Genomic DNA, 11,486 nt, shown 5'->3' with positions numbered 1-11,486 from the left:
TGGGAATTTACCGAACCTTACCCGGGAGTACGCTTCAGGTTCCTATCGGACGTACGGTTCATACCGTTTCAGGGCGTCCCAGAATGTGGACGGACCGCGTCTTTGCCCATGGTCACCATGTTTCGAAGCACCTTACCCAGCACTGCCCACTCCTTCCGCGGAAGGAATGGGGCAGCGGTTGGTGCCGGGTGCTATCGGCCCGCCACACCTCTGATCTTGGCGATGCGGTTGCGCAACCCCCACTGAGTGACCTTGAGGAGCGCTTCGCGGACGATGCCGCCGCTCATCTTCGATTCACCGATCTCCCGCTCAGTGAACGTGATGGGAACCTCGCGCACGATGAAGCCCTCCTGGATCGCCCGCCAGGCCAGGTCGACCTGGAAGCAATACCCGTGCGACTCCACCGCACCGAGGTCGAGCTTCTCGAGCACCTCACGGCGGTATGCGCGGTAACCGCCGGTGATGTCCTTGATCTTCACGCCCAGCGCCAACCGCGAGTAGATGTTGCCGCCCCGCGAGAGCCACTCGCGATGCTTCGGCCAGTTCACCACCGTGCCGCCCGGCACGTACCGCGAACCGAGGACGAGGTCGGCGCCCGCATCGACCTGGTCGAGGAGACGATGCAACTGCTCGGGCGCGTGGCTGCCGTCGGCGTCCATCTCGACGAGGACGGAGTAGTCGCGGTCCAGGCCCCAGCGGAAACCGGCGATGTAGGCGGCGCCGAGGCCGTTCTTCTCCGTGCGGTGCATCACGTGGATGCGGCGGGCCTCGTCGTTCGACGCGAGGGCGTCCGCGACATCGCCGGTGCCGTCGGGGCTGCCGTCGTCGACGACGAGAACGTGCGCCTCGGGAAGGGCCGCGTGCAGGCGTCCGACGATCAGGCCGAGATTCTCCCGCTCGTCATACGTCGGAATGATCACCAGAGTCCGTGCGCTCGGTGCCCCGCTCTGCCCGGATTCGGTCTCCGATGTCATGAGGATCCTCCCTGCCGGCAACCGCCGGCGCCTTCTCGGTACTGCCCTGAATCGATGTGCGAACTTCTCGTCGTCGTCGCACCACGGCGAAGGCGACGGCAGCGACGGCGCCGAGGCAGAGGAGCACCTCCGGAATCGGGCCGAGCCGACTTGCCAGCGTAATACCGGTGCGCAGCGGCACCTGCGACACCAGGGCAGCGGGCACGAAAAGCGGTGTTTCCTGCACCGTGGATCCATCGGGGGCGATGATCGCGCTCACACCGCTGGTCGCTGCCACGACGACGGCTCGTCCGTGCTCCACCGCCCGCACCTTCGACATCGCGAGCTGCTGGTACGTCATCTCGGTGTCCCCGAACGTGGCGTTGTTGGTGGGGACGGCGAGCAGTTCCGCGCCGCTGCCCACCGACTGCTCGAACGCCCGGTCGAAGGCCACCTCGTAGCAGGTCGCGACACCCACCGCGATGCCGTTCGCGTGGACGACACCGTCCCCGTCGCCGGGAACGAAGTTGCCTGCCCGGTCGGCGTACGAGGAGAAGTGCCGGAAGAACCCGCGATACGGCAGGTACTCGCCGAACGGCTGGATGATCTTCTTGTCGTGCCGTTCCTGCGGTCCCGCCTCGCCGTCCCACACGATCACCGAGTTGGTGGTGGTGCGGTCGGAGTTCACGAGCACCGTCCCCACCAGGATGGGTGCACCGATCGCCTCGGACGCCCGCGTGATGTCGGCGGCGGCGTCGGCATTGCGCAGCGGATCGATATCCGAGGCGTTCTCCGGCCAGATCACGAGGTCGGGTTGCGGCGCCGCGCCCGACGCGACGTCGGCCGCCAGTTGGAGGGTGCGGTTGACGTGGTTGTCGAGGACGCGTTTGCGTTGGTCGTTGAAGTCGAGTCCGAGTTTGGGGACGCTGCCCTGGATGGCGGCGACGGTGACGGTCCGGTCGCCCGAGTCCGTACCCGGCAGCGTCGGCCACAGCGCGAGCGAGACGACCGTCGCGGCGAGGGCGGCAACCAGTCCCCCGGCCAGGGGACGCATCCAGTTCTCGGCGCCGCCCGCCCGGGCCCGCACCGTCACGGCGACCGACGCGATCCCGGCACCGGTCAACGCGATCGCGAAACTGAGCAGCGGGGAGCCGCCGATGCTGGCGAGCGGCAGGAACCAGCCCTCCGATTGGCCGAACGCGAGCCGACCCCACGGGAAACCGCCGAACGGCACACTGGAGCGGAGCCATTCGGTGAGCGACCAGCACGCGGCGATCCACAACGGTGCCCAGCGCAGCCGGGACACGAGCACCGCGAGCATTCCGAACAGTCCGATGAACAGCGACTCGACCGCCGCGAGCGCAAGCCACGGGAGGGCTCCGACGAACACCCCGATCCACGGCAGCAGTGGGACGAGGAAGCCGAGTCCCGCGAGGTAGCCGTAGCCGAAGCCCGCGCGCAGTCGCGGTGCCGCACCACCGCCGCCGGTGAGGACCAGCGTCAGCAGGGCGATGCCGACGGGCGCGAGGAACCAGAGCGGCCGGGGCGGGAACCCGGCGAACACGAGGTATCCCGCGGCCACCGACAAGGCGGAGCGCACCAGCACCCCGCGTTTGCCGGTGGTCCAGCGCGTCATCGCGTTACCGCTCATGGACGACGCTCCCCCGGTGCACCGAACGCAGCAGCACCGGTGTGGGCGCATCGTCCTCGAGACGCGGCAGGGCCGGCACCCGGGACCGGGGGTCGGTCGACCACCGCTGCACGGAGTCCTTGGGAGCACTGACGACGAGTTCACCCGCATCCCACACGGCGTAGGAGGCCGGCGCGCCCGGGTCGAGGGTTCCGGCGAGACCGTCGCGGACCCCGCCGGCGCGCCACGCACCGCGCGTGGCGGCCGAGAACGCCGCCCGCGGGGAGATGCCGCTGCCCGGTGTGCGGTGGTTGACCGCCGCGCGGAGCATCGCCCAGGGTTCGACCGGGGTGACCGGCGCGTCCGAGCTCAGGGCCAGCGACACCCCTGCGGACGCGGCCCCGGCGAACGGGTTGAGGGTCAGGGCGCGCTCGGTTCCGAGGCGCTGCGCGTAGAGGCCGTCCGGCCCACCCCACAGCGCGTCGAACGCGGGCTGGACGCTGGCGATCACACCCCACTGCGCCAGCCGCGCGGCGTCCTCGCCGGTCATCATCTCGGCGTGTTCGAGCCGGTGCCCGGCCGCCGCGACCGCGGGACCGCCCAGCTCGTCGGCGACGACGCCGAACGCGTCGACGGCGGCCCGGACGGCGGCGTCACCGATGACGTGGAACCCGGCCTGGATCTTGGCGATCGTGCAGGCGCGGACATGCGCGGCGATTTCGTCGACGCCGAGGTAGCTCTTGCCGGTGGCGCCGTCCCGATCCGCATAGGGTGCGCTGAGCCACGCGGTGTGCGACCCGAGGGATCCGTCGATGAACAGGTCGCCGCCCAGTGCGTGGGCGCCGGTGACGTCCAGCACCTTCCGGGCCTCGTCGGCGTCGGTCACCGCTTGGCCCCAGTAGCCGCGGACCTCGACGCCGTGCGGGGTGGACAGGAGTTCACGGAAGTCGTCGAGCCCGGCGATGTCGGGTCCGCCGCACTCGTGCACCGCGACGATGCCGCGGGAGGCGATGGTGTCGAGGGCAGCGATGCGGGCGGCGGACCGCTGCTGGGCCGTCAGCAGTGACCGTGCGACGGTTCGGGCGGCGTGGTGCGCCTCGAACGTCAGTGGCCCGTCCGACGAGAATCCGGCGGTGTCGCTCAGATCCGCGACCAACCTGCGAAGCGCGGTCGAGCACACGGCCGAGTGGACGTCGATGCGGGACAGATACACGGTGCGCCCGGGTGCGGCCTCGTCGACTTGCGCGGTGGTCGGACCGGTTTCTTCCGGCCACACCGACTCGTCCCAGCCGTGCCCCCAGATGACGGCGTCGGCGTGGGTGCGGGCGAACGACGCGAGCCGGTCCAGGCATTCGCGGAGCGAGCCGACACCGACCAGGTCGAGACCCACGATGTTCAAGCCGAGAGCCGTGACATGCACGTGGGTGTCGACGAATGCGGGGCTGACGAAGGCACCGCCGAGGTCGGTCACCTCCGCGTCGGGGTGCAGTGCGCGGGCCGCGCGGTCGTCGCCGACCCACGACACGACACCGTCGGTCACTGCCATCGACGTGGCGTCTGGAGCAAAGGAACTGTAGATTCGGCCGCCGACCAGCAGTTGTGTAGTCACGGGCAACCAGTCTGCCTGTTAGGGCAGGACGTGGGGATCACGGGTCGGGGTTCGGGGCCGCTCGTCGATCACTTCACCCTCGAATACCTCGTCGACTACTTCGCCTTCGATGACCTCGCCGCGACCGCCGCGGGGTGCGCGTGCGAACGCCTCGGCACCGGCAGCGACGGTTGCGGCGCGCCTGCCTGCCAGGAGGACCACGACGGGCCGAAGCATCCAGCGCGTGGGGGGCGTGAGGAACAACAGCCCGAGCACCGACGTGACCAGGCCCGGAACGAACATCAAGGCGGACCCGAGTGCGACGAGCGCGCCGTCGGCGACCGCGGCTCCGGGCGAGCCGTCCCCGCGCGCGGCACGGCGGAGGCCGTCCATCACCCGACGCCACTGCGAACGCATCAGCAGCACTCCGACCAGTGTGCCTCCGAGCAGCAGGAGCACGGTCCACAGCACGCCGATGGCATGACCGACGACGACGAGCGCGGCGATCTCCACCACTACGTACAGCAGGAACAGTGCGGCGTACATGACGCCCCCTTTCGGACGGCCCGGTTCATCGAGGGTCTGTGGATCAACCGTCTGAACGTTTCAACGTTCGACGGCGTCGTTTTTCTCCCGCCTGCAGATATCGAAGCGCTCACGATCTAACCCTCAAGTTGACATTGAGACTCTGGCCATGGTGCAGTTCACTGCGATGGGGGTCTTCCGATCCCGCGCACAACGAGGAGCCGATATGACTCGTTCCACCGTCTTCCGCCGAGCCGCAATCGTTCTCGCGTCCGCAGCAGCGTTCGGCATGCTGACCTCGGGACCGGCCTCCGCGGCACCGGTCGCCGACTTCGCGAAGGGTGCCGCCGAACTGCAGGCGCTGGCCACCGAGGTCTCCCCGGCCGCCTCCGCCGCGGTGGACGCCCTGCTCGGAGCCAGCGTCTTCATTCCGAAGGACGTGCTCGAAGTCGGACTCACCACACCGCAGGACTTCATGTACCCGTCCCCCACACTCGGGTGCGGCGTCGCCGACAATCCCGCGACGGTCACCCTGGCGAGCGCCCAGGGCGGACCGAACTTCTTCCCGCAGATCACCGCCAACCAGCTGCGATTCCAGGCCATCCCGGGCTATGTGGCGATCCCGCAGTCGTCCGACCTCAGCGTGGCCTGGATCAACCTCTCCACGTTCCAGGGCGGGATCGTCAAGCTCGACGACAAGCTGCCGATCCTGAACACCCCGCTGCTGTCGAAGATCGTCGACACCGGCAAGGGCACCGTCCTCGCCACCGTGTTCGGCACGGTCGGATACCCCGACGCCGTCACGTGCACGGTGGTCCCGACGGTCGGGACCTTCACCGTTTGACGGTAGACCGCTTCCCCACCCGCCGGCCTACGAGCCGGGTCGCACCAGGCCCGTCTCGTAGGCCAGCACCACTGCCTGCACCCGGTCTCGGACGTTCAACTTGGTGAGAATTCGTCCCACATGCGATTTGATGGTCGACTCCGAGAGGAACAGCTGAGCGGCGATCTCCGTGTTCGACAACCCCGTTGCCACCAGTTGCAGCACCTCCCGCTCGCGCTCGGTCAGCACGTCGAGGATCGCCGGATCGCGACGCGGGGCCGGACCGTCGTCGAGGAACCGCGCCAGCAGTCGCCGTGTCACCTTCGGCGACACCACGGCGTCACCCGCGGCCACACTGCGAATGGCCGACACGAGGTCTTCCGACGGGGTGTCCTTGAGCAGGAAACCGCTGGCCCCCGCCCGCAGGGCGCCCATCGCATGCTCGTCGAGGTCGAAGGTGGTCATCACCAGCACCCGGCTCGCGACACCCGACTCCAGGATCTGTGTGGTCGCGCTCACCCCGTCCACCACCGGCATCCGGACGTCCATCAGCACCACGTCCGGTTGGAGTGTGCGGACCGCGGCGACAGCGGCCGCGCCGTCGCTCGCCTCGCCGACGACGGTGATGTCGTCCTGGGCGTCGAGCACCATGGTGAGGCCCATGCGCATCAGTTCCTGGTCGTCGACGAGTAGCACGGTGATCGGCACAGCGCCAACCTAACACCGCAGGCCTCATCCGGTTCGGTCCAGCGGTGACCGGGTAGTCCAGTGCTGTGAGCTTCTCCCACGCGCTGCGGTCGGCCGTCGCCGGCCCGAAGTCTCGGTGGGCCACCCCACCGAACGGCACCGCCGAGCATCCGATCAGTATCACCACGGCATCCGTGTCCCGAGAAGAACAGCAGCGGGTGCGGGTGCGCAAGTACGTGATCGTGATGGCTCTCCGGACACTCGCGTTCGTGCTGTCCGCGGTGGTCTACGGACTGACCGGCAGCGCGTGGGCAGCGGTGGCGATCATCGGGGTGTCGCTTCCGCTGCCGTGGATCGTCGGTCTGTTCGTCGACGACCTGCCGCCGTGGGAGCAGGGCGACTCGCACCGGTAGCGTTGTCGTACGGCCCAATTCGATCCACCGGTGCGCCCGTTCGCGCATTCGTTGCTCGTCGTCGGTGCACACCCCTATGATCGAGATGGCGGCTAGTTGGAGTGCCCACAGATCGGGGTGTCCAGATGCGAATCGCGGATGTGTTGCGGAACAAAGGTCCTGCCGTGGTGACGGTGGAGCCGGGGATGTCGGTCAGCACGCTGATCGGCGAACTCGCCAGGCACAACGTCGGCGCCCTGGTGGTGACGGAAAACGACGCCGTCGTCGGAATCGTCACCGAACGCGATGTGGTGCGCCGCATCCACGAACGGGGCCCCGACATCCTGAACGGCCGGGTCGCGGACATCATGACGACGTCGGTGTTCGCGTGCCTCCCGACCGACACCGTGGACAGTCTCGCCGAGACCATGACCGAACGCCGCATCCGGCACCTGCCGGTGATCGTGGACGGACAGTTGGTCGGCATCGTCAGCATCGGCGACGTGGTGAAGAGCAGGATCGGCGAACTGCAGACCGAACGCGACCAACTCGAGTCGTACATCGACCACGGCTGAACGGGGAAACCATGTCGTTGTTCGTCGTGGAGTACACGTACAGCCCCGAAACCTCGTCGCTTCGGGACGATCACCGAACACAACATCGCGGGTGGCTCTCGGAACTGGTCCGCCGCAAGATCGTGCGTTCGACCGGGCCGCTCGCCGACGGTCACGGTGCGCTGTTCATCGTCGACGCCGAGGACGAAGACGCCGTCGCACGCCTGTTCGCGCAAGACCCGTTCGTCCAGGAGAATCTCGTCCAGAAGGTGAACATCCGCGAATGGACGCCCGCGATGGGCGAATTCAGCGAGTAGCGAAGGTCACACCGGCCGTACTCGCGCAGCGTGCCGACGTCGCGGACGGCATGCCTCGTTCACTGAAGAATTCGGTGCTGCGAGCAGAGATCTCGCCCGCACTCTCTAGGATGTGCGCGGTGTCCACAGGATTGCTGAACGAGCCGATCGATCGGCTGACGCCGTCGCCGCGACCGCACTCGATCCGGAAGCCGGCGATCCTCGCCGCGGCCGGCGCGGCGGTGGCGGCCGTACTGTTCTGGATTGTCTCCGGAAGCCTCACCGACGATGCCTACATCAGTTTGTCGGCCGCCCGGAACCTGGCGGTCCACGGGGAGTGGGCGATCGTCCACGGGCTGACCGCGAACACGTCGACGTCCCCATTGAATGTGCTCGCGCTCGGCGCACTGACATTCCTCACCAGGCTGTGGGGCCCGGGCGATCCCCTGCTCGCACTCGGAATGCTCAACGCGGCGGTCACCGGCCTGATGGGATGGGTGCTGGCGCGGATATGCCAGCGCCTGGGCATCGGGCACGGTTGGGCGTGGCTCGCCGGTGCGCTGGTGGTGTTCAATCCGTTCGTGTTGTCCGCGGTCGGGCTCGAGGTGCTGCTGATACCGGCCGCCGTCGTCGTGATGGTGTGGCTGGCACTCGAAGGCAAGGACGCCTGGTTCGGTGCGGCTGCCGGCACGGCGGTGCTGGTGCGTCTGGACCTGCTCGTGTTCGTCGTCGTCATCGCGGCCCTGTCACCGGCGATCCGCACCCAGGTGCGCCGCACCGCGGCCGGCTTCGCCGCGGTCGCCGGACCCTGGTACGTGTTCAGCTGGGTCGTCCTCGGTTCGGCTCTGCCCGATACGTTCCTGATCAAACAGGGGCAGGCCTCCGACGTGGGTGGTTTCAACTACCTCACCGGCCCGATCATGTATTTCGAATCCAACCCGTGGCGGACGGTGGCGTCGTTCGGTCCGGCCGCCCTCGCAGTTCTGCTGCTCGTGCTCGCCCTCGCCGCGTACGCCCGGGGACGGCAGCGACCGGTCCCCGTGCCGGGGCCGGTGCTCGCGCTCGGGGTGTCCGGCGTTCTCTACTACGTCGCCTACGTCGTCCTCGATACCGTGCCGTACCACTGGTATTACGTGGCGCCCGCGACGACGCTTGCGATCTTCGCGGCCCTCGTGGTCGGTCTCTACTGGACCGCCGCACGCGGCACGTCGGACCGCGGAGCCGCCGGGGCACCAGCCGTCCTGCTGCTCATGCTGGGGGCAGGCGCCGTGTATTACGACGTGGAGGGCGGTCTTCCCTGGGACGCGCCGCCCATCTTCGGCAACTGGGCGAGCGCACACGACTACGAGCGGGTCGGCCGCGCGGTCGGCGCACTGGTCGGGGATGCGCCGGTGAGATCGCCCGGCGAGATCGGCACCCTCGCGTATTTCTGCGAATGCGTCATGGTTGACGAATTCTCCGACCGCGGATTGGTGGTCGAGGACCGGTTGGTGCCCCGGCTCGCCGAGGCGAACGAACCGGCACGCACGCTGCTGCGGGGTAACTACGCCTTCTTCGACTATCGCCTCGCGCCGGTGAATCCGGCGTTCGATCTCCGGTACGGGGAGGGACACGGTCCCCGCGGGCCGATGTCGTGGGACGTGTTCTCCGCCGCGCGCGGCGTCGGCCACTTCACACTCGTTCCGCTCGCCGGCTGACCAGGGCGCCGCGGCTTCCCGACGGGCCAGCCCACCGCACCTGCACGGGTGCGACGGACGCCTCCGGACCTCCGGATGCTCCGAATATGCGGCGCAATGCGGATGTTCGCAGCTAGCTTGGGGACGACCTGATCCAGTCTCCCGAGGGCTATTTCTACTACCCCGGCGTCATTTCAGCCGCCAAGTTGCGATTGGTGCAACGCGACCTACCGCCGGCCCGGAATCACTGATCGTGACCACGATCTCGGCGCGACGTGGTGTGAGGCTCGTAATCGTTGCCCGCGCGCACCCGCTCAGACGGCGTAACGGAGCAGAGAGATTCTTTCAGGTCCCGCACGCGGGCGATCCAGTCGCCCGTGAGCACGGTCGAGTTCCGCCACCGGGGGTCGGCCATGGTGGAGGATACGACGTACTTCTGAATCCGGTTGAACTCGTCGCTAATCCCGGTACGTGGGGTCGAACCAGTCGCCGTGCATCTCGATGGAACCGTCGAGGGTGATGTTCTGGGAGATTGAGACTGTCCTCCTATACATACCGACCTCGAGGCGGCCGCAGAATCATCGCCGGCGCAGTTCCGAGCCCAGCCCGGAACGTCGCCCAGCGCAACCCGGGCGGCGTCGATGTCGTCGGTGACCTGACGACGCCGAGTAGGTCGTCAGGCCACTCCGGTAGGTCAACCCTTGATGAGATCGTCGATCTGGCCGATCGCCTGCGACGCACCCTCCACCACGCCCATGTCGAGCACCTGCTGGAGACCTTCGGCGGTCGCATAGGTGCTGACATAAGTGGCGATGGTGCTGCCATCTTTGTCCTGGAAGGAGAACTCGTTGGCGGACACGGGCATCGATTCGATCGGGGTGAAATCCGCATCGGCGAATCCGTCGGTGAAGGTGAAGCCGGCAGGCTCATCGATGGAGATGATGTTCCAGTAGCCCGCATGCTTGTCGCCTTCCGGTCCGGTCATGTAGTAGGTGACCCGACCGCCGGGGGTGAATTCATGGTCGACCACTGTCGCCGGGTAGGTCGGTGGACCCCAGATCTTCTCGAGCTGACGAGGATCGGCATAGATCTGCCAGATCCGCGCTCGAGGCGCGGCGAATTCGGCGGTGATGGTCAGGGTCAGTGCATCGGCGTCATGGCTGACGTTGGTAACGGGCATCGTTCATTCCTTTCATTGGGGTGGCGTTGCGATCAGTTCGTCGATGCGCGCAATCCGACCACGCCAGACCTGTTCCAGCTCGGCCAGCATGGACGACACCGCGCGAACTGCTTCCACATCGCCCGTGGCGAGTTGTTCACGGCCGCTGCGTCGTTTGACGAGTAAGCCGGACTTCTGGAGAACGGCGACGTGCTTCTGCACGGCAGCGAAACTCATGTCGTATTTCGCTGCCAGCGCCGAGACGGAGTGCTCGCCGGCCAGCACGCGACGCATGATGTCGCGCCTCGTTCGATCGGAAAGCGCGTGGAACAGGGCATCGGCCCGGTCCTCTTCCGTTTCTGACACAACCAGAACATACAACCGATTGGTTGTATGTGCAAGACCGGATGTTCGGGTGGATGTCTCACCCACCGGTCTCGAGGACATGCCATGACAGGCATACTCTCGGTGGGGATTTCGAGGGGCGGCCCGCGCGACCGTACGGCGTGCACGATGGTACGGGTGAGAATCCGTCACCGTACTCACATCGGCGCGTCCCGGATCTAGTCGTAGATGACGGCAACTCCCCGGTGCTCGAGGTCCGCCAGGCTGTCCCGCATGGCGTGAAGCTGTTCGGGTGAATGCCCCTCCCAGTCCGTGATCTCGCCGACTATCCTCACGGGCTCCCGAGTGCGGTAGGAGCGGGTCGGATTGCCGGGAAACCTCTTGTCGGTCACGTTCGGGTCGTCCTCCAGTGCGCCTTCCGGTTCCACGATGTAGATGCGACACCGGCCGTCGCCGGTTGCCAACTCGGCTCCCCACGCCGCGGCGTCCAGGGTGTGCGTTACATAGACGTGGTTCGAGAGGCGTCCTTCGGCATAATTCGACGGGCGCCCGGGCACCAGCACATCCCCCACCGACAGGTCCGCTTTGGTGCCGTGGAGGAGCGCACCCGACTCGTGCACTACAAAAGGTTTCGTCACGGCAACCCTTCCGTTGTTTGTTGGTTCGAAGATTGTGCAGCCCGTCAGGGGTCTTGCCGCAAGCCCCCGTCTCTGCCATATAGTGAGAGGGGGCCACACTACGTCAAGTCCCGTGGATGGAAAGCTCAGTCCACGTCCGTTCAGGTCGAATCTCATTGCTCCGGTGCCGATTCCGGTGTGATGCCAGTGGGCGGTTCGCAGATCGGAACCAAGGGCATGT

General features: G+C 67.3%; 13 protein-coding genes and 1 pseudogene. 5 read left to right on the top strand and 9 right to left on the bottom strand.

The features are described 5' to 3' along the window. Positions 1-191: 191 nt before the first annotated feature. From H0B43_RS33885 to H0B43_RS33870, 4 genes are read right to left on the bottom strand one after another with little or no spacing between them, the layout of a single operon-like run. Positions 192-974 carry a polyprenol monophosphomannose synthase gene (locus H0B43_RS33885; RefSeq protein ID WP_185723961.1) on the bottom strand — a complete coding sequence of 261 codons (783 nt, stop codon included), beginning with the start codon at positions 972-974 and terminating at the stop codon, positions 192-194. Next, positions 901-2,604 (bottom strand): apolipoprotein N-acyltransferase, encoded by a 1,704-nt coding sequence (lnt, locus tag H0B43_RS33880; RefSeq protein ID WP_185723962.1) that lies wholly within the window; start codon positions 2,602-2,604, stop codon positions 901-903. Before lnt ends, H0B43_RS33885 begins: the two co-directional genes overlap by 74 nt. Then, positions 2,594-4,198: an amidohydrolase gene (locus tag H0B43_RS33875; RefSeq protein WP_185723963.1), complete on the bottom strand. Its 1,605-nt coding sequence runs from the start codon at positions 4,196-4,198 to the stop codon at positions 2,594-2,596. The genes lnt and H0B43_RS33875 overlap by 11 nt, the downstream gene beginning before the upstream one ends. Before the next feature lie 12 nt (positions 4,199-4,210). After that, positions 4,211-4,717 carry an FxsA family protein gene (locus H0B43_RS33870; RefSeq protein ID WP_185723964.1) on the bottom strand — a complete coding sequence of 169 codons (507 nt, stop codon included), beginning with the start codon at positions 4,715-4,717 and terminating at the stop codon, positions 4,211-4,213. A 205-nt stretch (positions 4,718-4,922) separates the two neighbouring features. On the opposite strand from H0B43_RS33870, the gene H0B43_RS33865 reads away from it, so the two are divergent. Beyond that, positions 4,923-5,540 (top strand): hypothetical protein, encoded by a 618-nt coding sequence (locus H0B43_RS33865; RefSeq protein ID WP_185723965.1) that lies wholly within the window; start codon positions 4,923-4,925, stop codon positions 5,538-5,540. A 27-nt stretch (positions 5,541-5,567) separates the two neighbouring features. On the opposite strand, the gene H0B43_RS33860 is transcribed toward H0B43_RS33865, so the two are convergent. Beyond that, complete coding sequence (locus tag H0B43_RS33860) at positions 5,568-6,227, bottom strand: response regulator transcription factor (protein WP_185723966.1); 660 nt, start codon at positions 6,225-6,227, stop codon at positions 5,568-5,570. Positions 6,228-6,292: 65 nt separating this feature from the next. Between H0B43_RS33860 and H0B43_RS33855 the strand changes: the two genes are divergently transcribed. The 4 genes from H0B43_RS33855 (at position 6,293) to H0B43_RS33840 (ending at position 9,145) form a co-directional block, all read left to right on the top strand. Then, entirely contained in the window at positions 6,293-6,619 is a 327-nt protein-coding gene (locus H0B43_RS33855; RefSeq protein WP_185723967.1) for a DUF3099 domain-containing protein, read from the top strand. 125 nt (positions 6,620-6,744) lie between these two features. Continuing rightward, a complete protein-coding gene (locus H0B43_RS33850) occupies positions 6,745-7,173 on the top strand; it encodes a CBS domain-containing protein (RefSeq protein ID WP_185723968.1) in 429 nt (142 codons plus the stop codon). A gap of 11 nt (positions 7,174-7,184) precedes the next feature. Beyond that, complete coding sequence (locus tag H0B43_RS33845) at positions 7,185-7,469, top strand: YciI family protein (protein ID WP_185723969.1); 285 nt, start codon at positions 7,185-7,187, stop codon at positions 7,467-7,469. Beyond that, positions 7,436-9,145, top strand: coding sequence for a DUF2079 domain-containing protein (locus tag H0B43_RS33840; RefSeq protein WP_252189662.1), 1,710 nt, complete (start codon positions 7,436-7,438; stop codon positions 9,143-9,145). The genes H0B43_RS33845 and H0B43_RS33840 overlap by 34 nt, the downstream gene beginning before the upstream one ends. A 322-nt stretch (positions 9,146-9,467) precedes the next feature. Here the strand turns inward: H0B43_RS33840 and H0B43_RS41950 are convergent. The 4 genes and pseudogenes from H0B43_RS41950 to arr form a co-directional block, all read right to left on the bottom strand. Further along, positions 9,468-9,678, bottom strand: a pseudogene (locus tag H0B43_RS41950) (dihydrofolate reductase); the annotation flags it as partial. 140 nt (positions 9,679-9,818) lie between these two features. Then, on the bottom strand, positions 9,819-10,304 hold the full coding sequence (locus H0B43_RS33835) for an SRPBCC domain-containing protein (protein ID WP_185723970.1): 486 nt from the start codon (positions 10,302-10,304) through the stop codon (positions 9,819-9,821). A gap of 12 nt (positions 10,305-10,316) precedes the next feature. Then, positions 10,317-10,649 carry a helix-turn-helix transcriptional regulator gene (locus H0B43_RS33830; protein ID WP_185723971.1) on the bottom strand — a complete coding sequence of 111 codons (333 nt, stop codon included), beginning with the start codon at positions 10,647-10,649 and terminating at the stop codon, positions 10,317-10,319. 197 nt (positions 10,650-10,846) lie between these two features. Beyond that, complete coding sequence (arr, locus tag H0B43_RS33825) at positions 10,847-11,266, bottom strand: NAD(+)--rifampin ADP-ribosyltransferase (RefSeq protein ID WP_312033623.1); 420 nt, start codon at positions 11,264-11,266, stop codon at positions 10,847-10,849. Positions 11,267-11,486: the final 220 nt, after the last annotated feature.

The sequence above is a fragment of the Rhodococcus sp. 4CII genome (genome assembly GCF_014256275.1).
In the GTDB taxonomy this organism is placed as follows: Bacteria; Actinomycetota; Actinomycetes; order Mycobacteriales; family Mycobacteriaceae; genus Rhodococcus_F; species Rhodococcus_F wratislaviensis_A.
This window is presented reverse-complemented; position numbering and strand designations above follow the sequence as displayed.